A 26652-nucleotide genomic window follows, 5' to 3' on the forward strand; every position below is an offset into this window, starting at 1 on the left:
TTATGAAATTCAGTGAATCTTGGCTACGCGAGTGGGTTAAACCTGCTATTAACAGCGAAGAGCTAGCTCACCAAATCACAATGGCTGGTTTGGAAGTTGATGAAGTTGCACCTGTTGCTGGTGTTTTCACCGGCGTTAAAGTAGGTAAAGTGGTTGAGTGTGGTCAACACCCAGACGCAGACAAACTTCGTGTAACTAAAATTGATATCGGCGAAGAAGAGCTTTTAGACATCGTTTGTGGTGCATCTAACTGTCGTCTTGGTCTAACGGTTGCAGTTGCAACGGTTGGTGCTGTACTTCCTGGTGACTTCAAAATTAAGAAAGCAAAACTACGTGGTGTTCCATCACACGGTATGCTTTGTTCTTTCTCTGAGTTAGGTATTGATGTTGAATCTGACGGTATTTTAGAATTACCAGAAGGCTCTGCATTAGGTATGGACGTTCGTGAGCTTCTTGAGCTTAACGATGTTGCTATCGATGTTGACCTAACAGCAAACCGTGCTGACTGTTTCAGCATTCGTGGTTTAGCTCGTGAAGTAGGCGTTCTTAACCGTGCAGACGTAACAGAACCAACTCTTGAAGCGGTAGCGACAAGCATTGAAGATACCGTTTCTATTGAAGTTAAGGCAACTGAAGCGTGTCCACGTTACCTTGGTCGTGTTATCAAGAATGTGAACGCAAAAGCTGAAACGCCAATCTGGATGCAAGAGAAACTGCGTCGTTGTGGTATTCGTTCAATCGATGCGATTGTTGATATCACAAACTACGTAATGCTTGAGCAAGGCCAACCAATGCACGCGTTTGATCTGTCTAAGATCGACGGCGGTATTGTGGTTCGTATGGCTGAGCAAGATGAGAAACTAACTCTTCTTGATGGCAACGAAGCGAAGCTAAACAACAATACATTAGTTATTGCAGACCAAAACAAAGCACTAGCAATTGCTGGTATCTTTGGCGGTCAAGAGTCTGGTGTTACTTCTGAAACAACAGATATCATGCTTGAGTGTGCGTTCTTCGCACCAGATCACATCCGTGGTCGTGCGCGTGCATACGGTCTACACACTGATTCTTCTCTACGTTTTGAGCGTGGCGTTGACTCTACATTACAAGCAACAGCGATGGAGCGTGCAACACAGCTTCTTGTTGAACTTTGTGGTGGCGAAGTAGCGCCTATTTCTGCAGCAGAATCTAACGCAGATCTTCCAACAGCAAACACGGTTGAATTACGTCGCAGTAAACTAGACGGTCTATTAGGTCATCACATCCCATCAACAGATGTAGTTGAGATCCTTACTCGTCTAGGTTGTGCAGTTGAAAGCACTGACACAGGTTGGACAGCAACGTCTCCATCATGGCGTTTTGATATTGCAATCGAGCAAGACCTAATTGAAGAAGTAGGTCGTATCTACGGTTACAATAACATTCCAAACCAAGCACCTGTTGCTGCACTAAACATGAACGATCATAAAGAAGCAAACCAGCCGCTTAAGCGTGTTCGTGATCTTCTTGTTGACCGTGGTTACCACGAAGCAATTACCTACAGCTTCGTAGAGCCTGAGCAACAAAAACTGATCGTGCCTGAAATTGAGCCGTTAATTCTGCCATTCCCAATTTCAGCAGACATGTCAGCAATGCGTTTAAGCCTATGGACTGGTTTGATCAACACCGTTGTTCATAACCAAAAACGTCAACAACCACGCGTTCGTTTATTCGAATCTGGTCTACGTTTTATTCCTGAAGAATCAGCAGAAAACGGCATGCGTCAAGAAATGATGCTTGCTGGTATCATCGCTGGTACTCGTGGTGAAGAGCATTGGGATATCGCAACAAACACAGTTGATTTCTTCGACCTTAAAGGCGATTTAGAGGCTGTTCTTGAACTAACTGCTAACGAATTAGCGTATGAGTTTAAAGCCGCTAAACACCCAGCACTTCACCCAGGCCAAACAGCAGCTATCGTTGTTGGCGGAAAAGAAGTTGGTTTCATCGGAACAGTACACCCAGAGCTAGAGCGTAAGTTTGGCTTGAACGGTCGTACAATCATGTTTGAAATCGAGTGGGACGCAATCAACACTCGTGTTATCCCTGAAGCTGCTGCAGTATCTAAGTTCCCTGCAAACCGTCGTGACATCGCGATCGTTGCAGACGAAGCAATTGCATCTGGTGACATCGTTGCTGAATGTTTAGCATCAGGTGGCGATCTATTAACTAGCGCAAAACTGTTTGATGTTTACCGTGGTCAAGGTGTTGAAGATGGTAAGAAGAGTCTTGCAATCGCACTGACACTTCAATCTGTTGAGCGTACGCTAGAAGAGGCTGATATCACTTCAGCTGTTGACGCTATCGTTGCAGTAATTGGTGAGAAATTCTCAGCAACACTGCGTGACTAATCGACTTCTTTTTTAACAAAAGAATATAAAATCCAGTGCTGACGTTTGTTGGCACTGGATTTTTTTATCTGTAATTTTATTAATTAGTTATACCAATCACAGTAAGTAAGTGATCAGAAATAGCGCAGGGAAAACACTTGAGAACAAGGCGGCACTTTTCGACAAATAGCTTCGATAAGTAGTTATTCTACAATCAAAAATTTCAACGCAGTTATCGAGTATTTTAACTAGCTAGGATGATCAGTTATTTACTACGATTGGTATTACATTGGTATAAAAAACAGTAATAAGTATAAGAATATTCATCTAATCAATATAAAATATGATTATTTCAGTTTTTTAACATCAGCAGTAGAGGTAAAAAACCGTTTCAGTATATAATCCTGAAACAGTAGTTAACTTATGCATCTTTGTTTTTTACCCCTTAAAACTAATTACTTCACAATCAATCAGATGGCTTATTTTTAATTCTGTTAGTAATTTCTTGGTCAACATCACAAATTTACATACAGATTAATAAACTAAAAAAATAACCAAAATCAGTGCTATATACCAATTCAATGACTTAGCATAGCCCGATGTAAGATATCTTAGGGTAATTAGCTTATAAATTTGATCTCTATCTCATAAGTGTGCCATGATTTTTTAGAAAAAAGTTGGCGAAAATCAGTCGGTTGGCATACACTGTCAAGAGTGGAACCAATGTTAAGTCATTGTTCTAACTGTTCAGTTTTCAGTTACAGTAAAAACTGTAGCTATGTCTAACGTAACTTGAGGGTAGTTTTTATGGCACTCACTAAAGCTGATTTGGCTGAGACCTTATTTGAAAAAGTTGGATTAAGTAAACGCGACGCCAAGGAAACGGTAGAAGTATTTTTCGAAGAGATTAAGCAAGCTCTAGAGAGTGGCGAGCAAGTAAAATTATCTGGATTTGGTAATTTTGACCTACGCGAAAAGAGCGAGCGACCAGGACGTAACCCAAAAACTGGGGAAGATATTCCAATTTCTGCACGCCGAGTTGTTACTTTTAAACCGGGTCAGAAACTGAAAGCTCGTGTTGAGAGTCTACCGGTAGAAAAATAATCTTGCCATCTTTGGCTAAAGAAAATGAAAGCTGTATAGCATTTATGTTGTACAGCTTTTTTGTTATCTAAATAACCTCAATTCAGTTAGTTATAGCAATGTAATTAATTAGATGATCTATTTCTTACGCAGGAAAATCACTTAAGAGTAAGGCAAAAATTCTTATAAGTAGCTATTCTGCAATAATAACTTTTAACGTAATTATTGAGTGATTTAACCAGTAAAATGATCAGACAATGATTGGAATTTGTATTACTACGATTGCTATTAGATAACCGTTACATCGGTGTTAATTCACACAATTGTTTTTAAATTGTTAATTTAACATGGCTTAAATGGTACAGTTTTTTGGTTAAATATTTTATCAAGAAAGAGAAGTACCAATGGATCATATTTCATTTATTCAAAATACCTTAGATTTATCTACGCCTTTTAAAAAAAGCTCTTGGCTACTTGCTAATGGCACTCAAGCTATATGGCATAGCCGTGGGGTAGTCGAGTTTATCCCTCATTTGGATTTTGACTCTCACAGTGCCGTTGTTTTATCATCGGGAATACACGGTAATGAAACCTCTCCAATAGAACTGCTTGATACTATCATTGAAGATATTCAAAGCGGTGAATTGTCACTGTCACATCCGTGCTTATTTATCTATGGGCATCCTGCAGCCACACATCAACATACTCGTTTTATTGATACCAATTTAAATAGACTCTTTGCTCACCATCAAGATGAAAACAAAACCATTGTTGAGATCGACTTAGCCAATCGTTTAATGCGAAGTGTGGATAGCTTTTTTACCAAGCATAATGTAGAAGAAAAGTGGCATTTAGATCTACATTGCGCAATTCGTTCATCTCAACATTATACTTTTGCAATACATCCACATAATCAACATTATAAGCGCTCAGAGTTATTATTAGATTTCCTATCACGTAGCAAAATAGAAGCATGTTTGTTTTCAGAAGCACCGGCTTCAACGTTTAGTTGGTACAGTGCAGAGCATCACGGAGCTCATGCAGCAACCGTTGAACTAGGTAAAGTCTCAAGAATGGGAGAGAACGACTTAGCGTTGCTTTCTGAATTTAATGAAGCATTAAGAGATATGCTCAGTCATGCTGACTATTTCGAACAGGTTCCAGTTGATTCGACATTGGTGGAATATCAAGTAACACGCAGCATTATGAAAAATAGTGAACAATTTTCGTTTCATTTCCCTAGCGATCTGGCTAACTTCACTTTATTTACTGAAAACGACTTACTTGCTACCGATGGCGATGTGCAATATACCGCTCAAGCAGGAGGAGAAAGCGTTGTCTTCCCTAATGCCAACGTAGAAAACGGTCATCGAGCGTGTTTGTTGGTTCAAAAAATAGAGAAAACTAAGACTCAATAGCGCGAATGATGAGATTAAGCTATTGAGTGCTTTACCACATAAACGTAATTGCTATGATGTGGAAAACAAAAATAAAAAGGACATAATCATGACAGCACCAAGTTGGGATCTTTCTATCGCTTTTCAATCACTTGATGATTCTAAATTAACCGAGACAATATCTCAAATTGAGCTACGTATTGCGGCATTCTCAAGTTCTGATACTAAGCTTGACGTACACCATCTACAACAAGCTGTTCTTGAAAAAGAATCTATCTCAGTTCAGTTAGCAACCGTGGCTAGTTATGGTAATTGCATCGCTTCTGTCGATGCATCAAACACTCAAGCAAAAGCATTAGTTAATCAGATGACAAAGCTATCTTCTGATTTATCACAAGCTTTTAGCCCATATTTAGATGCGATTGTGAATGCGTCAGAAGTACAATTTGAAGCAATACTGACACTTAATGATGATCTTGCTGCTCAGAGATTCTTATTAGAAGAAGAAAGAAAGTTAATAGCAACACGATTAAGTGTGAAAGAAGAGCAACTCCTGTCTGCCATGAGTGTGAATGGAAAGAATGCATGGGGTCGTCTGTATGATAACATCACTGGCTCAATGAAAGTGACCCTGCAACTTCCTGACGACACAAATGAGACCATTGGGTTGTCTCAAGCAGCAAGTATCTTATATGGCAGTGATACGTTACGTAGAGAGCCAGCATGGCGTGCAATTCAATTAGCAATGGCACAGAACAAAGAAAGTTTTTCGGCTATTTTAAATGCGCTAGCAGGCTGGAGATTAACGGAATATAAAAAACGTAGTGCAGTAAATAGCGTGCATTTTCTTGAGCCAAGTTTGCATGGCAGCCGTATTGAACAAGCCACACTTGATAGCATGATGTTGGTAGCGAAAAAGAATCGTGAAGTCGGTCAAAAAGCAGGGCGTTTAATGGCGAAAATGTTCGGCACTAAACAACTTACGCCTTGGGATCAATTAGCGTCAATGCCACCGCTTGTTGGTGAAGCATCAAATTACAGTTTCAATGAAGCAATAGAGATTATAAAAGATGCCTTTGCGGGAGTCTCACAAGAAATGGCTGATTTTGTTGGTTTAATGGTGGAAAACGGTTGGATAGATGCCGCACCACAAGAAACTAAACGTCTTGGCGCTTACTGTACAAAATTTGCTGATTCTCGAACGCCATTGGTCTTTATGACATGGGGTAATAGCATGTCAGATGTATTAACGCTTGCGCATGAACTAGGTCACGCTTTCCATAACTGGGTAATGCGAGACATGCCATTGTGTAAAACTAAATACCCAATGACATTGGCAGAAACAGCGTCGATCTTTGCTGAAAACGTAGTTCGTGATGCATTGATGGCGAAAGCAAAAACAAAAGAAGACAAAATAGAAATGCTATGGGAAGAACTGTCTTCGGCATTAGCGCTAACCATTAATATTCCAGTGCGATATGAGTTTGAAAAAGCATTTTATGAGCAATGCGCAAATAAAGAGTTAGGGTCAGAACAACTCTCCGACTTAATGAGTAAAACTTGGACTGAATGGTATGGAGACTCGATGTCAGAGCCAGACCCATTATTTTGGGCAAGTAAACTGCATTTTAGCATCCCAGAAGTGAGTTTTTATAATTACCCATATTTGTTTGGTTACTTATTCAGTATTGGTGTATACGCTCAGAGAGAAGCAAAAGGGGAATGCTTCTACAGTGATTACGTAAGTTTACTGCGTGATACAGGCTCTATGCGAGCTGAAGAGGTGGTTCAAAAGCACTTACAGATGGATTTAACCCAAGAAACATTTTGGCAGCAGAGCTTAGATAGAGTGAGCCAACAAATTGATGAATTTGAGCGATTAGTCAGCTAATTTTAAACTAGAGACTAACGAAAAATATAACTGAAAATAATAAAAAAGCGTCTCACTGATAAACAGTAGAGACGCTTTTTTTATATCTATCAAATAGTAATGTTTTTTAGAACATCACTATGTGAAAACTGGATTAGTCACGGAAATTTGTGAACTGGAAAGGTTGACCAAAGTCACCTTCACGTACAAGTGCCATTGCAGCTTGCAGATCATCACGATTCTTACCAGTAATACGAAGTTGTTCGCCTTGGATTGCAGCTTGAACTTTAATTTTTGATGCTTTGATTTCTTTTACTAATTTCTTAGCGATAAGCGTATCAACACCTTGTTTAAAGTCGATGTCTTGATAAAAGTTTTTACCAGAGTGAACTGCGTCTTTGATATCCATTGAACGAGCATCAACACCGCGTTTTGCAAGGTTACCACGTAAAATATCTACTAACTGAGATAGTTGGAAGTCATCTTCCGCTTTAATCTTGATGTTTTCGCCTTTTAATTCAAAGCTAGCATCAACACCACGAAAATCGAAACGAGTAGCTAATTCACGAGTAGCATTGTCTACCGCATTTTTTAGTTCAACATTATCAACTTCAGAAACGATATCAAAAGCAGGCATAGTTTTAATCCTTAAATTAACGAGATGTTTTAATTGTGTTTGATAGCATGTCTAACATAGCCACGGTATCTTCCCAACTTAGGCATGGATCAGTAATTGATTTACCGTAAGTCAGGTTATTTAAATCAGTCATTGGTTGATTGCCTTCAACGATGAAGCTTTCAGCCATAATACCAACCACTTTATTGCTGCCAGACTCGATTTGAGCACAAATATCTTTTGCTACATCAAGTTGGCGGCGATGCTGTTTTTCACAGTTTGCATGGCTAAAGTCGACGATCAGGTGAGGGGGTAAGCCCACATTTTCTAAACGTTGGCAAGCATCTGTCACTGAATCAATATCAAAGTTTGGCTTATCATTACCACCACGAAGGATGACATGACCAAACGGATTACCCGCAGTGCGATATACCGTCATGCGACCTTGTTTATCAGGCGAGTAGAAGAAATGAGATGCTTTAGCCGCACGGATAGCATCCATCGCTATTTGTGTGTTGCCATTTGTTCCGTTTTTAAAGCCAACAGGGCAAGATAAAGCAGACGCCATTTCACGGTGAATTTGAGATTCAGTTGTACGAGCACCAATGGCACCCCACGTAATGAGATCTGAAATATATTGACCCGTGATCATATCTAAAAACTCAGTTGCCGTAGCTAAACCCAGTTTATTGATATCAAGCAAAAGTTTACGCGCTTTATGTAAACCAGCCTCAAGTGCATAGCTGCCATCTAAATTAGGATCGGTAATTAATCCTTTCCAACCTACAATTGTGCGCGGTTTCTCGAAATAAGTACGCATAACGATGAAAAGTTCACCTTTATACTGTTCTTGAATATTGGCTAAGCGTTGTGCGTAATCCAATGCGGCAGCTGTATCATGTACAGAGCATGGACCAACAACGACTAAAAGACGTTTATCTTTGCCAGTTAAAATAGCTTCAACCTGTGCGCGAGAGTGCTCAATATGTTCAGCAACATCGTCGGTAATAGGGTGAGCAGTCGTGAGCTCAGCGGGTGTTGGCATTGGGCCTAAAGGCTGAGTACGAAGTTCATCTGTTTGAAATGGCATAGTTTCGCCTGTTAATTCTTTAATACACCCGAGTAAGATAACGGAAAATTCAAAGGGATGAAACCCAAAACTTAATAGAGATAAAGATGTGGGCGTATAAAGTAGCATTATTGTATCTTTTAGACTTGAGTTGTTGCTCATGTATATGTATGTTCAACATAAATAACATTTAATAATAAATCTAACTCAATGAGTTCATTGGAGTAAGCATGACAGATACTATTTTACCAACACTAACACGTATGGCGAGTTTACCTTCTTACCAATCTCAAACAGACTCAGAAGCCTCTTTGTATGTATCTATTGCAGGGTTGATTCAAGAGCATTTATTTTATCATCCAAAAGCCGTGATTAAAGCGCCTAAAATGAGTGATATCGAGGCGCAAAGTTTAGCAATTATCATTGAAGGTGCTGCAGATGGTAAAACCCACTTTGTCGATACTTTAGCTAATGAGATTTTAGCGAATATTAAAGAATCAACAACAGAAGTGAAAATCTCCTTTTCTGATGCAGACAGTGCTGCATTTGCAGGCTTACTTGCTGGTCAATTAGAAACGAAAGAAGCGAACCCAATGATGGGCGTTCGTGGCGTAACACGCTTTGCATCAGAGGCGAGCACAGAACAGTTTGCTCTAGAATGCGCAGTGATTAAAAAAGTAATGGCCGGAACATCGGCAAGTGTACAAATTGTAGTGCCATTTGTGCGTAACCTAAGTGATGCGGCAACCATCATTGATCGTTTAGCAATTCACGGTTTACCACGCGGTCTAAATGGGCTTAAAGTTCATTTTGTGTGTGATGTACCGGCAGCAGCATTGATGGCAGATAAATTACTTCAATACTTTGATGGCATGATCGTAAATGTAGATACACTAACGCAGTTTACGTTGGGCGTAGATAAACAAAACGAAGCATTAGAACATCATTTTGATCCACAAAACGAAGCGGTTTTGCATCTTGTAGGGCAGGCAATTCAAGCGGCAAATAAAGCAAACAAACCTGTAGTTATAACGATTGATGAATTAGCTCAAAATCCAAGAATTCAAGAGCTATTAGAGCAATTAAGTGCGACAGATGTTGTAGTTACAGCGTAACGAAGCTGAGTTGATATAAATACAAAAATGCCTTTAGGTTGTACTAACCTAAAGGCGTTTTTTTGGATATATAGTTAGTTAAGTTTTATTTACTATCAATTGAAATCTTCTCAATATCAATAATCTTTGAGCGGTTAACAATAATTTTCCAACGATGTAATTGAGTACTGTAATCATCCATGGTTTCACGCACAATTAAGTTAATTAAATGACGCTTCTCAACCGATTCTTTAGTGACTTGCCCATCATTTAATTGATAAATCTTTTGAGAACCTTTTTCCATTAAACGAGCAATAGGGCGGAGATCAATCAACATGGTTTCACGAGTCTGTTCATAACCACTCATAAACTTCGTGATCGCCATTTTCGTTTGGCTCTTATATGAGAGGATTATTTCTTCACGTTGCACTACACGATGTTTACGCAGCTTCTGAATATCTGAATCCAACTCAGAAAAGGTCATGTAATCAAGCCATTCTAGCTTTCTTCCTACATAGGTATTGGTTGTAGGATCAAGGTAACGTTTACGCCACTTAGGTTGACCTTTACGTATCCAACGCCACATTACATCACGTAAATCATCTTTAAAGACCTCACGCATGGCATAGATAAATGAGACAGCAAAGATAAAGGAAGCGGTAATTTCACCCAAGAACCCACGCGCTTGAATAACCATCAATGATACAAAGATCATAACAACCGCGGTTGCTCCGCCTTTTACGACTCTTTTAATGTGCTTACCGAGCGCTAAATTCTTTTCTTTAAGTACGATAGGGAATTCGATCAAACGACGTAATAAACGCATTTTATTCGACATTCGAGTCATGTCATCACGAGCCTTACCCGAGTTGTAACTTTTATCAAGGCGGTGAAGCGACTCCAATTCACAAATATCGATAAGACGTTCTTTAACCAGCTTATATTCTTCATTTCTTGGCATGTGAGCAAGCAAAGACAGAAAGCGCTGCTCTGTATACCAAGATAAGTAATTGTCTATATTAGCGTAATAGCGTTTTAACGTATCATCATAAGGTACGTTACGGCGTAACTTTCTAAGGATGTCAATGGCAAGATCAATCGCATCATCAACCTCTTGATGAGTGATTTCTTCACGGGATGTATCATTAAGTTGCTGTACCGCTTTTTCTAATGCGAGGGCATATTGATAAGCGTATAAACTCAAACTTAAACGATATTGTTCAGTAGACAGACGGCCACGTTGAGCAAGACGAGAGTGCACAAGAGGAAGGTGATTTTTATCACTGAAATACGTACGCTGGCTCTGAATGGAGTTGTAATAAAACTCAGATTCAGAAACCATGTCTTTGTTTAAACCAAGCTCACCTGGAATGAAAAGAAACATTTCCAGTTCGTGTTGCTTAGATTCTTCAACAATATGTGAGATCTTTAGTGATAAGCCATCTTTCTTACCAACTGTAATCACAGGAAATTCCTATAAAAATGGTAATTCATAAAGCAAGCATATCAGAGTTCAGGTATAATCGCCGAGTATTTTATTTAGGAATTGAAGTAATGATTAAAATTGGTCAAATCAACAAATTAGAAGTAACAAAAACTGTAGATTTTGGTGTCTTTTTAGATGGCGGAGATTATGGTTCTATTCTTCTTCCAAGTCGTTTTGTTCCAGAAGGCACAGCAGTCGGTGAAGCGCTTGATGTGTTTATTTATCTTGATTCAGAAAATGAAGTGGTAGCCTCTACAGAAACACCAAAAGCGCAAGTAGGTCAATTTGGCCTAATGAACGTTATTGGCACAAACAGCATTGGTGCATTTGTGGATTGGGGTATCGCTAAAAAAGACTTATTGGTTCCATTCAGTGAGCAACGTGGTCGCTTAAACGAAGGTCAATCAATTCTTGTTTATGTATACATTGATAAAGCGTCTAGCCGTATCGTAGGTACAACTCGTTTTAACAAATGGCTAGATAAGACTCCAGCAAATTACGAAAAAGGCCAACAAGTCGATATCTTAATTGCAGAACGTACTGATCTTGGTTACAAAGCCGTGATCAATGGTGAGCATTGGGGGCTAATCTTCCATTCAGATGTATTTGGTAAACTATTTATTGGTAAGCAACTAAAAGCGTTTATTGCTGATATGCGTGAAGATGGAAAAATCTCACTGTCTCTACAGCGTCCAGGCGTAGCTCGTATGGATGATTTAAGTGAAAAAGTAATCGCGACCTTAGAGAAAAAAGACGGCTTTTTACCTCTAAGTGATAAATCATCTCCAGACGCAATCTTTGCTGAGTTTAGAACAAGTAAAGGCACGTTTAAAAAGACGATTGGTGGTTTATATAAAGCAGGCAAGATCACAATCGAAAAAGACGGCATTCACCTAGTGAGTACAGAGTCGAAATAAAATTGCCCTAAAAAAATAGCCCGTAACGATAGTCGTTATGGGCTTAGGGAAATGGTTCGATGAGCCTTGCCTAATAAATGGAGAACATTACTTTATTGAGCGTAGTACAGCGTTACCAGTTTTCCCTTCCTATTTCTATTTTACTTCTTATAGATCTTGATAATGAGTGATTTTATCTCGCCCTGTATCTTTTGAATGGCGCAGAGCTTTATCTGCTTGTTCTATCACGTCATCCAATAATATGTTTGGCTTACTTATTGTAGTGATGCCTGCACTTAATGTAATCGCCTCATTTAACGTGTTGTATTTATTGATTTGTTGACGCACTTTTTCAGTAAACTCAATAACTCGTTTAGGGCTGCTCTCAGAGATAAAGAGAATAAACGCCTCGCCATCGTATCGTGCCGCTAAGACATTTGGATATTGAGAAATCGCTTTACCTACAATAGTAATGATTTTATCTCCAACAATTTGCCCATAAGTATCATTTATATGCTTAAAGAAATCGATATCTAACAGAATGATAGAGTAAGACGAAAAAACGGTAGGGTGGTCTTGCTCACTAATTAATGGTGTGACCATATTGTGAAAAGCGTGGCGGTTAAGCAACCCTGTTAAATAATCACGGTTAAGTACGTGAGTTAATTTTTTATGGCGCTGATTAAGCAATATCAACAAGATACCAATAATAGAAACCAAGCTAAAAAGAAGCCCAGATAAGCTGTATAACAATGTGTTTGTTGGTCGGTTCAATTCATCTCTAGAAATACCAGAGACAATCGCCCAATCAAGATAAGGGTAATAGATATAAAGCACGTCTTTTTGGTATGTGCTGCCATCCAAGGTTATTTGATAGCTATAATCTTCCACATTAGCGGCGTGTGCTGTTGTCTCAGACATACCATTTACTAAATTCATTTGTAAACTATAGCGGTTAGCTGATTGTTGAATTTTATGAAGTAAACCATCGGCACTTTCACCAATTAAACTGCGTATATTCTCACCTTCATAACTAGGGTGAAGAATTAACTCTCCCGTTAGGTTTATAACATACACATAGCCAGTATCACCGTATTGATATTTGTTGAGTTTATCTTTAAGGATCGTTTTATTGATGAAGTGTAATAACTCGTCTTTATAAGCGCTTGCCGACACAATAAAATCAAGCTCTTCTACATAAATAGAATACGCCAGTTTTTTACGTGGTTTCTCTTCATTAGGGTTCATCCATAAGTATTCAACAAAGTGATCATCATTATCAATTTGTTCTTGAATGTGACGATACTCACTGACGTTACGGCCTTGGAAGATAGGGTGATACTCTAGTTTTCCTTTAGAGTTCAATATATAGGAATAGCCAGTATCTCCAATTTTATTAGAGTTTATATAATCTTGAATTAGTGCTGTTTTTTGTACAGAGGTCAATGACGTAGATTTTTGAATCTGAGTAATAAACTTAGCAGAAGAGACCACAATGCCTCTTAAATATCGTTTTATCGATTCGTTTAATGCGGTATCGACAATGTCATAACTAGCTTCAATAGAGTTATTGAATGCTTGAAATGATGAAGTTCGTATTGTTTTCTCAACAGATTGAAAACTTTGAATACTAAAAGTAAGCGAGATAGCCGCAATGCCAACAAGCAACAAAACTAAAATAGATGGTAAGAATTGAAAATGATGAAAGCGAGATTGTGGCATGAAATAAATCCTTTTAACGGTATGTGCGATTCTATTTTAAAAGGGGCTTGCAATCAAGTTGTTCTGATTTTGTTCAGTTTGAATATTAAATAGACAAACGATTGATAATCATAAAAAAAGACTTGCAGAGTAAAAAGGAACTCGATATTATCCATCTCGTTCTCAAGGAGAAGTCAATTACTTCCCTGTTAACGATTTGCCCGCTTAGCTCAGTTGGTTAGAGTACTTGCATGACATGCAAGGTGTCACTGGTTCGAGTCCAGTAGCGGGCACCACATTATACGAAAGAGCCCACCTAGTGTGGGCTTTTTTGTGTCTGTAATTCCTTGTTTTATCAATCATTTAGCTGTTTTGGTGTCCGTAAGCGTCCATTAGTGTCTTGTAAAATCCACGGTTTGAAGTAATCTCTGAAGTAACCTTTTTAAAATTGTGTGCTTTCGAGGTTACTTCAGAGGTTCAAATGGCTATAAAAGTACAGCCCTTAACGGCGACCCAAGTTAAACAAGCAAAACCAAAAGATAAAGAATATAACCTAGGTGATGGTGACGGTTTATCTTTAAAGGTAAAACCAATAGGCACTAAGTTATGGCGCTTTTCTTATTATCATCCAATAACAAGAAAACGGCTTAATTTAGCTTTAGGTAAATATCCAGATATCTCACTTGCTAAAGCAAGAAGTAAAGCTATTGAAGCCAGAGAGATACTTGCCGACGGTATTGATCCGAAAGAGCATCGAGATAATACACTTCGTGAAAAACAACTAGAGTTATCGAATACCTTACAAGCGGTATTTGATGATTGGCTTGAAGTAAAGAAAACAAGCATTAAAGAACAAACAGCCAAGAAATTAAAACAACGAATAGAGAAGTACCTTTTACCTGATCTTGGTAAATTCCCGCTTGGTGATATTACTGCACCACAAGCTATTAAAACCATTAAGCCAATTGCAAATCAAGGTAAGTTAGAAACGGTAGGACGATTGTGTCGTAATTTAAATGAGATCATGACCTTTGCTGTGAATACTGGTGTTATAGAACACAATAGACTTGCTGGTATTGGGAAAGCGTTTGAAACAGCCAAAGTTACTAACCAGGCATCGCTAGATCCTAAAGATCTACCGGAGCTGTTAAAAACGATTAATTACGCATCTATTAAGCCCATCACACGCTGTTTGTTAGAATGGCAGCTTCATACCATGACAAGACCAGCCGAGACTGCTGGTGCGCGCTGGGATGAAATAGACAAAGAAAAAATGCTTTGGGTTATTCCTGCTGAACGAATGAAGAAGGGAAGAGTTCATACCGTCCCATTAACAAAGCAAACATTAGATTTATTAGAAACGATTGATTTTATTACAGGTGAGAGTGAATATATTTTCCCTGCTGATAAAAGCAATAAAAATCACATAAATAAAGAAACAGCTAATAAAGCATTGGTGCGAATGGGATTTAAGGGAAGACAAACTTCTCATGGCCTACGAGCATTAGCTAGTACTACCTTAAATGAACAAAACTTCGATGCGGATATTATTGAAGCGGCACTCTCTCATGTTGATAGAGATAAGGTTCGAAGTGCTTATAATCGCACAGACTACCTTGAACGACGTAAGGTTCTAATGAAGTGGTGGAGTGACCATATCGAAGAGGCGGCTACTGGTAGCTTATCTATGAGTGGTAAGAAGGGACTTAAGGTTGTAGGTTAATAGAAAACATATAGGGAAGGATAGTTCATTCATCCCTATTAAATATAATAAATGAAAGATATTGTAACTCTGATGGTTTTATTGAAATATTAATTCGATGTAATTAGGATTAACTAATATATTTTAGGTAGATCTAATATTATGTGATTTTTAAATTTTATATTGTCTTTATAAGTTTTTTATTATAAAAATTTACGGTACATGTCGGGAATTTAAGTGCTTTCACCTTTCATAATATTAATCGCTTAAGTATTGATAACTTTCCCGTCAGTACTTATAACCTCTTGATTGATTGATTGATTGATTGATTGATTGATTGATTGATTGTATAAGTATGGCTTATATCATAGGTGTCGAATGAAGTTATTAATAATATATGTCACTTTAAATTAAAATTAATCCCATTTTCTTCAAGTATCGATGATAAATATTTAACTCTTTCCTTTTCTTTGTCTAACTCAAATTTTAATGTTTCCAATTGAATGGCTGTTAAATTGTTTAATTTAATCTGTTTGTTGTTTTTTATTATATTTTTTTCTTCTTGATAAACTCCTGTAATTAATTTCTCCAATGTATCTTTTATGGTTGAACCCTTAGATAAAAAATTTAGTTTACTTTTAATAGCTACATCTAACTCAAAGCTATAAGACTTTATTCTATTATTACTATCTCTTTTTTGCTTTTTATGCCATGCACCATATAGTTGTCTCCATAATTCTCGGCCTTCAGCATTCTTTTCTAATGCAGAAACTAATTTATCAAATCGTTCTGTTTTTGGAATATGAGCCTGAACACTGAAAATGTTCCCTATATCTAGATAAGGGGCCAGAGTAAAAAGATGGTCATGTCTTTTACTTAAGTAACCTTGTAACCATGCAATATGTTCTTCGTTATCAAAATTAAAGTGATTAAGTTTTTTAGTCATAATTAATACTAGGCATGCAGCTTAAAGCTATAAATGAGTGACTATGATAGTAAAGGAACATAATAACTAAATCACTTTTTTAGACTATGTCTGTGGACTATGTCTAAAATTACATTCTGATTTACCTGTAATATGGGGTGTATAGAGAACAATTTGAGGTTTTAATGTGTATATACAGTCGCTTTTATTGACCATTAAAGGGTTATCTCCGGAAGGTAAGTATCTTCTTGTTCAACTGATTAGATATTTTGATATCTACAATCCAATTGATAGTAGTGCTGTTCAGCTAGCCAAGCTATGTGGTGTATCTAGAAAGGTTATAGTGCCATCAATGGTAGTACTATCAGAGGCTGGGCTTATTGCTATTACCAATAAAGGAAAAGTAAAAAAGGCATATCAGTTTTCAATTGGTTTTTTCGAGGCTCTTGAAGTAATAAAAAAATACAGACAGCCTTTATCTTATAGCAAGGCTCTGATTGATGAGTTGCTTGATTCTAACTGTGAGGAGCATGATTCATTGAATGTATCTCATAAGCTCTTATTGAGCCTGTTGCTAGCACAAGCTGATAGCTTTGGCATCGTGCATGATTTCAGTATTGCTGATATTTCTAAATTTACAGGAATGAAACGAGAAAGAGTACGTACTCAGATTAGAAAGTTAATGACGCTTAAATATATTATTTATAGAGTTTCTGGTATTAATAATGATTTACTCTTAGGAAAGAAAAAAGGTTCGTTTTATCTTGATTTAGATTGTAATTTTAGAGCTTCTATTCCTGAACAAGATAAAGTTGAGAATGTAATGCACATCAATAATAATAATTTTTACAATGTTGAGATTTTGATCCGTGAAATGTTAAGGACTAATGAAAAAAAAGACGTCAAATATAAACAACATAATTTACATGATTTATTCTTGGATGACTTGTGGTTTAAAACCATTTCAAAAATATTGCCTGCTAAAAATCTTGGTGATAAATATGGTGGTTATTTTCAATATGCATTGGAGAAATATACCTGCCACATGCTTTCAAAATATAGTGAAAAAAGGTGTTTGCTAATTGAAGAACGTGAGGTTGTAAAAATAAGGCGATTAAAGTCATTATTTTTAGCCAATAAACTAGATGGGGCTATTAGTGATAAAGATGTCGATAATTTATTATTTTACATTTCGATGTTGGTATCAAATCAATATTTAGAGCTTATTGATAGAGAATGGTGTAAACATGATGGTAAGCAATATACTTATCAAATAAAAATATTAAGTAATAATGTGAAGGTGTTATCGAGGTGTGCTAATAATAATGTTTTTCCAGAGTGAAATATTTCAGTTTTTTGTAAGTGTAACCCTTATGGTATCAACTCTTAGTGTGGAGATGAAGAAAATTAATGCTACGGTTATTAATATTATATAGTTTATTCATTCTACCTAATGCATCGTAATCATAACTACAATAATTAACAGTAACCATTGTACCTATGAACTAAATAATCATAGGTAAAAAACAATGGGAAGTAACAAGAAAAAATTAATAAATACCTTTCAAGGTATGAGAGTACAAACGGATTGTGGTGAATTAGATGAAAAGTATTTAATCAAAATTGATGAAACTATTAAACTGGCTTTGAATGCGTACCCTAGAACTTCTGCTATGCGTGTTGATTTACGCTACCCTGAAGATTATACCGTAGTTGAAAATAACCATATTTCTAAATTTATTGCTTCTTTTAAAGCCATCATTCGTGCTGACTTAAAAAAAAAGAAGAGAGGAAAATCTACACCTAGGTTTATATGGGTAAAAGAACAAGACTCTTCTAATCATCCTCACTATCACATTGTGGTATTTCTTAATGGAAATGTTTACAGTCATCTTGGGTATTTTACAGCGAAAGAAGGAAATACTGCGGCAAGAATAAGGCAAGCATGGGCTAGTGCATTAGGTGTTCATATTATTGATATAGACGGTGCTATTTATTTTACAGATAATGCTACCTATACTCTGAATAAAACAGACTCTAATTATAAAGCGCAGTATGATGACCTTTTTTATCGCTTAAGTTATTTTGCAAAAAAGGCAACAAAACGTTATGGCAATGGTGGTAAGAACTTCGGCAGTAGCCGTAAATGAGATAAAAAAAAGAAAGGCATTACCGCCTTTCTTTTCTTATGTTAATCAGTAAAACGATAATCCCCTTCACTGGATGAAATAGTAATTTCAATGACGTTACAGACGCTGGTAGCTACGTAGCCTGTTGTTTGTCCGAACGCTAACCTAACAGGCTCATAAGGATGCCATGTTGTTCCTTGAGCCTTAACGTTGCTCTTGTTCGGATTGTAATCAGGGTTACTGAGATTATTTAATAAATCATCCGATTGACTGTATTTATCTTTCTTTACTTTAACTGTGGGGGTTTTAGGCCAAGCTAAAGGACAATTACCTCGATTCACTTCAACTTTATTAATCACAACATCATCAAAATGAGAAGTCACAAAGAGCTTTGTTTTTGTACCGTAATGAGTATCTATATTTTTATATTTAATACTGAATCCATCCGTCTGTGCAACGGTACTGAATGAGGTGGTGACGAGTAATGCTAGTAGTAATTTACGCATGTTATTTTATCCATTCTTGTTTAAGACTCTCAGCGAGATCTTTATTGTTGATAAGAAACATCGGAATACGAGAGTATTTGTGAGCTTCTAGAGGGGCGTGACGCATAACAGAAACAATCATGTCGTCATTGGTCATCACAGGTTGGAATATCCAATCTTTGGCTTCGCTGTCACGTACGATGGTAAGCTGATTATCGGCATTGATGTACCAAGTGAAACCACCTTTAATATTTCCATTTACATACCGACCTGTATCGCCTATCTCATCAAAAGAGAATTCAATCAGAGAGACGTTAGCGGTAGGGCTATTCTCTGCATCATCAATTAACCAATAGACTTCTTTACCTTGAAACATAGAAGCTGTTGCTGGGATGAAGTTGAAGTTCACTGTATTGGTATTTTCATCAATAATAGATGCATCAGTGGTGGCGAAATCCATAGCACCGTCGCTGGTGACTATCAGTGAAAAGTCGTGACTAAAATAGATAAACTCTTCTTCAAGTTCAGTGCCTTTAGCGGTATAGGTGTTGTTTGTGATGCTGATAGGTAAGTCAGCAATGTGCTCCCCTTGGCTGGTGGTAGCGGTCAACGTATTGTCTTTAAATACCATCTTGCTATACAAATCATGCTCAAACCAAAACTCATTAGTACTGAACTGATAGAGAGTGGTATCTGCTAAGTATCGAGTTAATGTTGGTGGCATAGGGGTACTGTTGCCACTTGCATCAATCACAATATTATTAAGGTTATTTCCAGCGTTTACTAGTTCATCCACCTTGTTATTGATGGTAGTCACTCCTTGCGTGATGGCTTCTTTGTTCTTTATGGAATTAACCACAGTATCATTGAGTGTAGTCATACTACTGCGAGCCAATAAATGAACTTGCTCTGCGGTAGCATTTGTCTCTTTTGCTTTGACGTAATCCGAATTAATCAATGTTGTGTCATAACCTAATTGAGCGGCAAGAGTCTCCATTGTGATGTCATTGATTTTTGCTAAGGTTGTAAAAGGGGTAATGATTGTCGTGCTTGTATCTGCCATCAATTCATAGCTTTGTGTTAAGCGTCCACCTTTATCTAAATCATACGTTTGACCAGCAATTGCTTTTATTATGATGGGATGTGTTAGCTGTGATGAATCGATTGTTAGTTCACCTCTCTCTGAAGTAACCCCAACGAATTCATTTTCATCAGCGATGTTATTGTTGTTTCTATCGATATAGACAGACGCATTAGCAAGGTAGCCATCAATGGCTTTAATGGTTGATGTGGATACTGTCGAGTTTGAATCATCACTGCTGTTACAACCTGAGAGTGATAAGGCAATCAATGAGCCAAGTAAAGAAGGGGTAATTTTCATTATGTTATTTCCAATAAGGGATAATTAAACCAATAGGATAAAGAGTGCAGCGACACCTTATGACGCAGCACTGATGGAATTGTGATTTAAGAAAGCACTATTTTCCGTTTCTCTGTTGGTAGGGTGTCGATAAGGGCATCAAGCAATACTTGAAGGTGGTAGTGATATCGAGCTGAGTAATAAATTGGGGTAGGAAAGGACTCTGAGCAAGACGCCGAAAGTCGGTGCTTTATGGTATTGGCTTGATGGATTAGGTAATGCTGTAGTGGTGGATAGGGCTCATTTAGTAGTGTGTCCCAATGTCGTCCTTTCATTGCTCTGTCGGCTTGATTAATTGCAACCACTATTCTTTCTATGGGGAAATAGGGCAGTAGAGTGTGGTTGATCAGATTAATGGCGGTTCCTATATCTCGGCTTGATCCATCAATCACTATTACGACCATATCGATAAATGCATAATGGTTATCTTTGTAAGGGTAGGCGTATTGAAGCGTATTAATGATTTCTTTTTCATATAACTGTTCATTTTTTAATGTGAGTGAGTCAGGGGGAATAGGCTCCCACATCCGTAAATGTGGATGAATACGATAAGCATGCATCTTTTTCATATCAGGTAACGTTGGGTGTTTGTTTGCTCGCTTACGTAATTTTTTTGGTAGTAACGCTTGTAACGTGGTGGTTTTCCCTGAGCCTGTTGCTCCGACAATCAGTACATCAATGGGATGAGTATCTAAACGACGAGTCGTAAGGTGCAGTTGTTGCTCTTGTGTCGTTGTTAGCATAATACCTTCATAATCTAAACAGGCTGCGTAGACCACCAGAAATTGCGCCTAATGTCCCTCCAATTAAGGCTCCAATCAGCTCTCCTGTACGACCAAAGACAAAACCAATATCAGAGCCGATATCAGCACCATGATGAATAGAATCCATAATTCCCTCCCATAAATGATGTCGTGTCTTCTGATTGTAATCACAATGTTCATCATCATACTGCCATGCACTCTGCTTGGTTGATAATGTGCGATTAGCCAAAATGACTCTTTTATTTTTTGGTGTATGTTCAACGATGAGCAGCAATAGCTTAGAGAGGTTGTAAGGGAGTTGTTGATGCTCACCATCATGAAACCCTGCGACATAATAGATAGGAGAGATGGTTAGTTTGCTTGATTCAAATAACCTCTGTTTGAGTGACACTATTTTATCATCAAGAAAGGCGGCTGAAGCTGGGGTTGGGTGATTGTTATCGTAGTCCCATGCATCCCTTCCTTTTTGTGCAATATCCGCTTGGTTAATTGCAACTAAAATTCGCTCATTTGGATTATCTCCTATTGAGGGAAGAATAACGTTGTTGATAAGTGTCACTGGCGTCCCTAAATCACGAGTGCTGCCATCAATAATCACCAGCACTAAATCTATCAATAATTCACCGTCCTTTGTTCTCTCTTTTAATTTCTGTTTAATGGCTTTGGCATGTTGCTTGTCATTGGTATAGCCATCACCTAATCCTGCACTATCCCACAACACCAAATTATGCAGAGTGTAGGCTGTGATGTTTGACGTTTCAGGAGAGCTACTTGTGCCAACGGTTGCTATATCCATATTGAATAACGCGTTAATGGTTGAGCTTTTCCCTGCACCTGTTGCACCAACAATCATGATGTTTAGTTGGGTGGTCTTTAATGTGTTGAGGTTACGAAGTAATAGGTTTTGGGTATTTGGATTAAGACTGGCGAGGTTAATATCTTCTTCAAGCTGTAAGAAGAGATTGGGTGGTTTATTCATTGGAAGTCCTTATATCAGGAAAAGCGATAAGTTTCGCGTAAAAATAACAGTAGTGCACCTCCTTATGACGAAAACTCATAAGGAATAAAATAATGAAATTCATTAAGTTAAAAGAAGTAATGGCAATGACTGGATTAGGTCGTTCAAGTGTCTATAAATTTATGAATGAAGGGCGTTTCCCTGGCACTGTTAAGTTGGATATAGATAAGAGAGGGGTCCGCTGGGTGGAACATGAAATAGAAGAGTGGATGATGGAGAAAGTTGCATTGCGAGATGCATGCACCGTTCGTTAAGTTATGTATAACTGTATACAGAGTCGTAATTGGCTCTGTAGTTAACCTCAATGAGCATGTGTTTTATGTGATGATTGAACCTCCCCCCATTCTTTATTAAGGTATTGCTGTAAGGTAAATTCACTCGGGTAGGTAAATGAAAAGGTAGATACACTTACTTGAATGATGTGATGCAGACATATTGAGTATGTAATGACTTCTTCTTTTGTTTGATAAATAAGATAAAGCCATTCACCTTGTTGAACTAAACCAAGGGGCATAACCTCTTTTATTTTTTTTGCTTGTGTTCCTTCTGTGTAGGTAAGTGACAGTAATCGGTTATGAAACAAGGCATAACTGATTGGCTCAAAGATATGAGAAGGTATGCATAGGAATGATTGCGTAAAGGAGTCATTGACAACGCCTATTTTATTTACCCACTGACGTTCTTTAGAGTTCGCATTTTCAGGAAGAAAAAGTCGTTTTGTATCAGAGAGTATATTTTCCATTGAAGCAGTCAGTGTCACGGGTAATAAATAACGTAAGTAATGGGTTGCTAAGTATAATAAAAGGGCATCTTGTCTATGCTCTGATAATAAAGAGCTTGAACGACGAGTATATCCATAAGGTTTGTCTCGATTATCCATTTCAATGTCATCAAAGAATTGAACCATATCCGCTAAGTTACGCTGTATAGATCTTTCACTGCGATCAATGCCGATATTAGTTAATTGCTGTTGGATCTCTTTTGCGGTGGTTTTACGATGTTTCGGTATGCGCTTATAAATTTCTAGAATTAATTGAAGATAATGTTGTGAACGGTTTGGGGCATTCTTATTCATTCGCTTAACTTGTTGAGGGTAATTGATAGGGAGTGTATCTATGGCTGCGTTGACTTATGTCGTAGCGATAGTGATCTTAAAAATAAGTGAGTGGTGGATAATTGAGAAGGAGTGATATTGCTCTGTTAAGCACATTGAGATTACAAGTGTTAGTCCTTCTAAAGCCGCATAGAGCAAGGGTTTTAAGGTGAGAGACGAAGACCTTTACCTTTTCAATAATCTAATGGTGTAGCCTCATTTATCTTGTGATAAAGGGATGACGATTTCCCCTAATGGAACGTATTTCGCTTTGTTGTATTTATTCCCAAAGACAATCTTTTCCACACACCAACCATGATAAAGATAATCCACATTCGTTAAGCCAGAGCCTTGCCCTATACCGTAGTTATTACGATGCTCACAGCTTTGCTCTTTATCGTTTAGAAATACCGTATCAGGATGATCCAAACAGGCTTTACGCAGTTCAGGGAATAATCGTCTGGTATGGGTAGACCATGCTAAAATAATGGTGCGAAGGGTTTTGGTGTGATGCTCTCCTGAATGCGGCTCACTGCGTTCTTTATCGTATTCGGTATAAGTAGCTACGATCACGCCTTTCGTCCATTCAGGTATGACTAGAGCTGCTTGAAATGCCTTTTCATTGGCTTGATGTGCTTGCCATTCTTTTTCTTCTTGCTCACGTTTGGCTTGCTCTTTATCTCGCTCTTGTTGCTTCGCAAGTTCAGTGGCTTTGATGGTTTGGTTTCGAGCATCAGTTATAAACTCGATATCAAAATGATAGGTTCTAATGAGTGTGATTAATTGTTGATGATTAGCATCATTACGTAACCACGGCTTATCTGTATCGAGGTGATGTTTTTCATGATATTCAAGCGTACTAAGACAATGATCAGCAAAGCCTACATCATTGCCACCACAACCTAAATCTAATCGACATTGGTGTTCATCCCCATTTTCAAATGTCACCGTTACATTGGTTTTGTCGTAACCGCCTAATGGTTTTTGTTTAGCTACGTCCAATGCTTTACGCTCAAAGTCCATGAAGTCATACAACTGACCTCCATTGAACTCATTGGATTCAGACCAATTGACTAAGACAGAGAAGGGATTAAGGGTGGGTATTATTTGTTTATTCATGAGTTAGTTATCCTGATTTTTAAGCATAAAAAAACCGCAACCAAAAGGCTGCGGCATGATGTGATTGATATTGAAATAAGGAGGATGATTAAGATACGTTGATTTCTATTTCGTCATACATTCCCATATCGGCATAAGCCAGAAAGTTATGCTCCCATAATTGATACAACTCCTTAGCGGCACCGTCATCTTTGATGGACGAATAACGTCCTAAATAGCTGGCAAACCATTCTTCACTTAGAAAATCAAAATCTAATTCTTTGGCTAATTCAGGATAATGATTACCCACAAAAGCAAAGTTAGTGATGTAGGCATAGTGCCATGTGTTATTTGCTTCTTTGGTTAAAGCAATCTCAACAGGATGAAAACCACCACTTTCAGCACTGTAGCTTTTATCTCGAAAATTGAAGATGACACTGTTTGTTTCCTCTAAGCCAGAATGCAATTCAGGGCGTTGATTAAATGCATCAACAAGGCATTGGTTCAGCTTGCTTGATACTGGCAATAACGTAGGAACAAGGTTAGTGGTGGTAATGATGGTTTGTAATTCAGACACGGTGTGTCCTCCTATGATTTAAATAAGATAGTGACAAAAAGTAATAAATTGGAAGCAGATGAGGTTAAGTGCGTATCTCGTTAGCAGAGATATCATCAAAGTGTTGGTTTCGAAGTTGACGACAAAAGGCGAGTGCCCATGAGGTAAATAGGTCGATGACTTGCGGCCTTGCAAGCTCACAGCCTTGAATATCAGGTTGATAGAACCAACCACGTTTAAAGTTAAAGTACAGCTCAGGTGCAACGTTTGGGCTGTGTTCATCGGGATAGGAAAAGCTGGCAATAAATACCAGCTTCCAAATATGACGATTAATGTCGTCTCGCTCAAAGCGCATTTCTACAGGGTGCAATCCCTCACGTCGATGGTAATAGCTGGTGTCTCGAAAGTTCACTGAAAGTCGATTGATGTCAGTACGAAGTGAAAAACTATCTAAGACTACTTCAAGATGACGATGCAGACTTTTGGGTAATGCTAGGTCTTTACCGTGAACAAGTAATTCTCTTTTCATTAGATAAGCCCTCGCTCTGCAAAAGAGACACAAGGTGAGCCAACCACCACATGGTCAAGTACTCGAATATCTAATAAATTTAATGCATCCACTAATTTAGTGGTAATGCGTTTATCGCTCCCTGATGGTTCCGCAATCCCCGAAGGATGGTTGTGGGCAAATATCACCGCAGCGGCATTGGCATATAATGCTGCCTTTGCGACTTCACGAGGATACACGCTGGCAGAATCGACAGTGCCATAGAACAGCTCTTGATAACTAATGAGTTGATTTTGATTATCCAGAAACAGCACAGCAAACACTTCACGCTCTTGGTGGCCTAATTTCATGGATAGATAATGTTTGGTGTTAGTCGGATCTGTGAATGAGTTTTCACGTTGATATTGGTGCTCTAGTAATTCAGCGGCTTTTTCGAACACTTGATTTGCCGTTAAAGGCTCATTAACGACATAAGTGAGGTTGGATTGTTTTTGCATGTAAAGCTCCTTTAAGGCATTCGTTTTGGATATGCATAAAGGTGATATATATGTGAGTTATTTTTGAATTGGAGTTAATGGTAGGAAGTAGTAATTGTAAGATCAAAAGAAATAATAGTACTTGCTAGATTAAGGGGAGAGGGAGTGTAAGCCAAAAAGATAGTGATTTATCGTGAACTATCTCGGAAAGTAACTGCACTACGATCAGGGATAAGTAAGGGTGATTAAAAGTAGAGGGTTATTGGTACACCAATGGTTGTACAAGTTTTAAACAGAATGAAGACAAAATAAATAGATAAAAGGATTGTATTTTTGTCTTCATTATCTAATTGATCTTAAATGGAAAAATCATATTTTCGAGAAGCGTTAACTGCCATGCAGCCGATTAATCCACCAGCTAATAAAAATAAAAATGAGTATTTAGATTTATTACTATAAGCCAGTAAGAGTCCCGCAGCAGCACCTAAGCCTACTCCCTGAAGTTGCTCACTTGTAGAACTTCCAGAGAGAACACTAGAAGCTAAGTGTTCACAGTTAAAACTAAGAATCCCGTAGTGCTTAGCTTGTGAGATAAGTTGTTCTGCTTGGTGTAACAATTCATTTTGTTTTTCTTTACTTAATTGATTTAATATTACTTTTATTGGTTTCCCCGCTGAATATTCATCTAATGTACAGATCTGTACATTACCATCAGGGCTGTTGTGAAGTACTCGATCACTGCCAAGATATATGCCTGCATGCTCTACAAACAATTTTGATCGGTAAAGTAAGTCACCTAAGTTCAGTTTATTCTTCATAATTTTCCTTTTTTGATTTAAAGTATACAAACTCAATTAATGCTGAGTTATGCGTTAAACGTATATTGATGCAGTTAAT

The 26652-nt window shown here is 37.8% G+C and carries 25 protein-coding genes and 1 tRNA gene; 11 read left to right on the plus strand and 15 right to left on the minus strand.

The features are described 5' to 3' along the window. Positions 1-2 precede the first annotated feature (2 nt). The 4 genes from pheT to BTO22_RS05665 all read left to right on the plus strand — a co-directional run bounded on the left by pheT (position 3) and on the right by BTO22_RS05665 (position 6740). Entirely contained in the window at positions 3-2390 is a 2388-nt protein-coding gene (gene pheT / locus BTO22_RS05650) for a phenylalanine--tRNA ligase subunit beta (RefSeq protein WP_105054637.1), read from the plus strand. A 786-nt stretch (positions 2391-3176) separates the two neighbouring features. After that, on the plus strand, positions 3177-3473 hold the full coding sequence (locus BTO22_RS05655) for an integration host factor subunit alpha (RefSeq protein WP_060990903.1): 297 nt from the start codon (positions 3177-3179) through the stop codon (positions 3471-3473). A gap of 383 nt (positions 3474-3856) precedes the next feature. Continuing rightward, positions 3857-4870, plus strand: a complete 1014-nt coding sequence (locus BTO22_RS05660; protein ID WP_105054638.1) for a succinylglutamate desuccinylase — start codon at positions 3857-3859, stop codon at positions 4868-4870. Between the two features lie 88 nt (positions 4871-4958). Further along, positions 4959-6740, plus strand: a complete 1782-nt coding sequence (locus BTO22_RS05665) for a M3 family oligoendopeptidase (protein WP_105054639.1) — start codon at positions 4959-4961, stop codon at positions 6738-6740. A gap of 133 nt (positions 6741-6873) precedes the next feature. On the opposite strand, the gene BTO22_RS05670 is transcribed toward BTO22_RS05665, so the two are convergent. Together BTO22_RS05670 and BTO22_RS05675 are read right to left on the minus strand one after the other, a co-directional pair. Further along, positions 6874-7356: a YajQ family cyclic di-GMP-binding protein gene (locus BTO22_RS05670; RefSeq protein ID WP_045102132.1), complete on the minus strand. Its 483-nt coding sequence runs from the start codon at positions 7354-7356 to the stop codon at positions 6874-6876. Between the two features lie 16 nt (positions 7357-7372). Further along, positions 7373-8425 (minus strand): 3-deoxy-7-phosphoheptulonate synthase, encoded by a 1053-nt coding sequence (locus BTO22_RS05675; protein ID WP_105055566.1) that lies wholly within the window; start codon positions 8423-8425, stop codon positions 7373-7375. Between the two features lie 209 nt (positions 8426-8634). Here BTO22_RS05675 and BTO22_RS05680 point away from each other — a divergent pair, with 209 nt between their 5' ends. Further along, positions 8635-9519 (plus strand): putative PEP-binding protein, encoded by an 885-nt coding sequence (locus BTO22_RS05680; RefSeq protein WP_105054640.1) that lies wholly within the window; start codon positions 8635-8637, stop codon positions 9517-9519. A gap of 85 nt (positions 9520-9604) precedes the next feature. Here BTO22_RS05680 and BTO22_RS05685 read toward each other — a convergent pair whose 3' ends face one another. After that, entirely contained in the window at positions 9605-10963 is a 1359-nt protein-coding gene (locus tag BTO22_RS05685) for a hypothetical protein (protein WP_105054641.1), read from the minus strand. An 89-nt stretch (positions 10964-11052) separates the two neighbouring features. Between BTO22_RS05685 and BTO22_RS05690 the strand changes: the two genes are divergently transcribed. Further along, positions 11053-11901: a CvfB family protein gene (locus tag BTO22_RS05690; RefSeq protein ID WP_061002298.1), complete on the plus strand. Its 849-nt coding sequence runs from the start codon at positions 11053-11055 to the stop codon at positions 11899-11901. Positions 11902-12048: 147 nt separating this feature from the next. On the opposite strand, the gene BTO22_RS05695 is transcribed toward BTO22_RS05690, so the two are convergent. Next, entirely contained in the window at positions 12049-13602 is a 1554-nt protein-coding gene (locus BTO22_RS05695; RefSeq protein ID WP_105054643.1) for a Cache 3/Cache 2 fusion domain-containing protein, read from the minus strand. A gap of 198 nt (positions 13603-13800) precedes the next feature. On the opposite strand from BTO22_RS05695, the gene BTO22_RS05700 reads away from it, so the two are divergent. Then, positions 13801-13877: transfer RNA gene (locus tag BTO22_RS05700), tRNA-Val, on the plus strand. A 185-nt stretch (positions 13878-14062) separates the two neighbouring features. After that, positions 14063-15304 carry an integrase domain-containing protein gene (locus tag BTO22_RS05705; protein ID WP_105054644.1) on the plus strand — a complete coding sequence of 414 codons (1242 nt, stop codon included), beginning with the start codon at positions 14063-14065 and terminating at the stop codon, positions 15302-15304. Between the two features lie 379 nt (positions 15305-15683). On the opposite strand, the gene BTO22_RS05710 is transcribed toward BTO22_RS05705, so the two are convergent. Continuing rightward, positions 15684-16229, minus strand: coding sequence for a hypothetical protein (locus BTO22_RS05710; protein ID WP_105054645.1), 546 nt, complete (start codon positions 16227-16229; stop codon positions 15684-15686). 166 nt (positions 16230-16395) lie between these two features. Between BTO22_RS05710 and BTO22_RS05715 the strand changes: the two genes are divergently transcribed. Beyond that, complete coding sequence (locus tag BTO22_RS05715) at positions 16396-17550, plus strand: hypothetical protein (RefSeq protein ID WP_105054646.1); 1155 nt, start codon at positions 16396-16398, stop codon at positions 17548-17550. Between the two features lie 187 nt (positions 17551-17737). Further along, positions 17738-18358, plus strand: a complete 621-nt coding sequence (locus tag BTO22_RS05720) for an inovirus Gp2 family protein (RefSeq protein ID WP_105054647.1) — start codon at positions 17738-17740, stop codon at positions 18356-18358. Between the two features lie 41 nt (positions 18359-18399). Here BTO22_RS05720 and BTO22_RS05725 read toward each other — a convergent pair whose 3' ends face one another. The 4 genes from BTO22_RS05725 to BTO22_RS05740 form a co-directional block, all read right to left on the minus strand. Next, entirely contained in the window at positions 18400-18843 is a 444-nt protein-coding gene (locus tag BTO22_RS05725; RefSeq protein WP_105054648.1) for a hypothetical protein, read from the minus strand. 1 nt (position 18844) lies between these two features. Continuing rightward, positions 18845-20203, minus strand: coding sequence for a hypothetical protein (locus BTO22_RS05730; RefSeq protein ID WP_105054649.1), 1359 nt, complete (start codon positions 20201-20203; stop codon positions 18845-18847). Between the two features lie 86 nt (positions 20204-20289). Further along, the gene (locus BTO22_RS05735; protein WP_130047300.1) at positions 20290-21021 is read right to left on the minus strand and encodes a hypothetical protein; all 732 of its coding nucleotides are present in this window, start codon (positions 21019-21021) and stop codon (positions 20290-20292) included. Further along, entirely contained in the window at positions 20993-21985 is a 993-nt protein-coding gene (locus BTO22_RS05740; RefSeq protein WP_105054651.1) for a GTPase family protein, read from the minus strand. The genes BTO22_RS05735 and BTO22_RS05740 overlap by 29 nt, the downstream gene beginning before the upstream one ends. Before the next feature lie 92 nt (positions 21986-22077). Between BTO22_RS05740 and BTO22_RS05745 the strand changes: the two genes are divergently transcribed. After that, positions 22078-22278, plus strand: coding sequence for an AlpA family phage regulatory protein (locus BTO22_RS05745; RefSeq protein ID WP_061036726.1), 201 nt, complete (start codon positions 22078-22080; stop codon positions 22276-22278). A 47-nt stretch (positions 22279-22325) separates the two neighbouring features. On the opposite strand, the gene BTO22_RS05750 is transcribed toward BTO22_RS05745, so the two are convergent. The 6 genes from BTO22_RS05750 to BTO22_RS05775 form a co-directional block, all read right to left on the minus strand. Next, positions 22326-23099 (minus strand): helix-turn-helix transcriptional regulator, encoded by a 774-nt coding sequence (locus tag BTO22_RS05750; RefSeq protein WP_061036725.1) that lies wholly within the window; start codon positions 23097-23099, stop codon positions 22326-22328. Between the two features lie 234 nt (positions 23100-23333). Continuing rightward, positions 23334-24236, minus strand: coding sequence for an LPD25 domain-containing protein (locus BTO22_RS05755; RefSeq protein ID WP_105054652.1), 903 nt, complete (start codon positions 24234-24236; stop codon positions 23334-23336). A gap of 88 nt (positions 24237-24324) precedes the next feature. Beyond that, positions 24325-24792 carry a DUF2787 domain-containing protein gene (locus tag BTO22_RS05760; protein ID WP_105054653.1) on the minus strand — a complete coding sequence of 156 codons (468 nt, stop codon included), beginning with the start codon at positions 24790-24792 and terminating at the stop codon, positions 24325-24327. 64 nt (positions 24793-24856) lie between these two features. Further along, a complete protein-coding gene (locus tag BTO22_RS05765) occupies positions 24857-25300 on the minus strand; it encodes a DUF2787 domain-containing protein (RefSeq protein WP_105054654.1) in 444 nt (147 codons plus the stop codon). After that, complete coding sequence (radC, locus tag BTO22_RS05770) at positions 25300-25776, minus strand: RadC family protein (protein WP_105054655.1); 477 nt, start codon at positions 25774-25776, stop codon at positions 25300-25302. Before radC ends, BTO22_RS05765 begins: the two co-directional genes overlap by 1 nt. A 335-nt stretch (positions 25777-26111) precedes the next feature. Further along, positions 26112-26609 carry a lecithin retinol acyltransferase family protein gene (locus BTO22_RS05775; RefSeq protein WP_308727208.1) on the minus strand — a complete coding sequence of 166 codons (498 nt, stop codon included), beginning with the start codon at positions 26607-26609 and terminating at the stop codon, positions 26112-26114. Positions 26610-26652 lie beyond the last annotated feature (43 nt).

The organism is Aliivibrio sifiae, assembly GCF_002954705.1.
Classification (GTDB): Bacteria; Pseudomonadota; Gammaproteobacteria; order Enterobacterales; family Vibrionaceae; genus Aliivibrio; species Aliivibrio sifiae_A.

What these genes read in the sequence shown, in the direction of transcription:
- BTO22_RS05755 (WP_105054652.1), bottom strand. Translation starts at nt 24,236, where the DNA reads ATGAATAAACAAATAATACCCACCCTTAATCCCTTCTCTGTCTTAGTC.
- BTO22_RS05720 (WP_105054647.1), top strand. Translation starts at nt 17,738, where the DNA reads ATGGGAAGTAACAAGAAAAAATTAATAAATACCTTTCAAGGTATGAGA.
- BTO22_RS05740 (WP_105054651.1), bottom strand. Translation starts at nt 21,985, where the DNA reads ATGAATAAACCACCCAATCTCTTCTTACAGCTTGAAGAAGATATTAAC.
- pheT (WP_105054637.1), top strand. Translation starts at nt 3, where the DNA reads ATGAAATTCAGTGAATCTTGGCTACGCGAGTGGGTTAAACCTGCTATT.
- BTO22_RS05765 (WP_105054654.1), bottom strand. Translation starts at nt 25,300, where the DNA reads ATGAAAAGAGAATTACTTGTTCACGGTAAAGACCTAGCATTACCCAAA.
- radC (WP_105054655.1), bottom strand. Translation starts at nt 25,776, where the DNA reads ATGCAAAAACAATCCAACCTCACTTATGTCGTTAATGAGCCTTTAACG.
- BTO22_RS05750 (WP_061036725.1), bottom strand. Translation starts at nt 23,099, where the DNA reads ATGAATAAGAATGCCCCAAACCGTTCACAACATTATCTTCAATTAATT.
- BTO22_RS05745 (WP_061036726.1), top strand. Translation starts at nt 22,078, where the DNA reads ATGAAATTCATTAAGTTAAAAGAAGTAATGGCAATGACTGGATTAGGT.
- BTO22_RS05680 (WP_105054640.1), top strand. Translation starts at nt 8,635, where the DNA reads ATGACAGATACTATTTTACCAACACTAACACGTATGGCGAGTTTACCT.
- BTO22_RS05695 (WP_105054643.1), bottom strand. Translation starts at nt 13,602, where the DNA reads ATGCCACAATCTCGCTTTCATCATTTTCAATTCTTACCATCTATTTTA.
- BTO22_RS05670 (WP_045102132.1), bottom strand. Translation starts at nt 7,356, where the DNA reads ATGCCTGCTTTTGATATCGTTTCTGAAGTTGATAATGTTGAACTAAAA.
- BTO22_RS05665 (WP_105054639.1), top strand. Translation starts at nt 4,959, where the DNA reads ATGACAGCACCAAGTTGGGATCTTTCTATCGCTTTTCAATCACTTGAT.
- BTO22_RS05690 (WP_061002298.1), top strand. Translation starts at nt 11,053, where the DNA reads ATGATTAAAATTGGTCAAATCAACAAATTAGAAGTAACAAAAACTGTA.
- BTO22_RS05725 (WP_105054648.1), bottom strand. Translation starts at nt 18,843, where the DNA reads ATGCGTAAATTACTACTAGCATTACTCGTCACCACCTCATTCAGTACC.
- BTO22_RS05675 (WP_105055566.1), bottom strand. Translation starts at nt 8,425, where the DNA reads ATGCCATTTCAAACAGATGAACTTCGTACTCAGCCTTTAGGCCCAATG.
- BTO22_RS05660 (WP_105054638.1), top strand. Translation starts at nt 3,857, where the DNA reads ATGGATCATATTTCATTTATTCAAAATACCTTAGATTTATCTACGCCT.
- BTO22_RS05730 (WP_105054649.1), bottom strand. Translation starts at nt 20,203, where the DNA reads ATGAAAATTACCCCTTCTTTACTTGGCTCATTGATTGCCTTATCACTC.
- BTO22_RS05710 (WP_105054645.1), bottom strand. Translation starts at nt 16,229, where the DNA reads ATGACTAAAAAACTTAATCACTTTAATTTTGATAACGAAGAACATATT.
- BTO22_RS05655 (WP_060990903.1), top strand. Translation starts at nt 3,177, where the DNA reads ATGGCACTCACTAAAGCTGATTTGGCTGAGACCTTATTTGAAAAAGTT.
- BTO22_RS05705 (WP_105054644.1), top strand. Translation starts at nt 14,063, where the DNA reads ATGGCTATAAAAGTACAGCCCTTAACGGCGACCCAAGTTAAACAAGCA.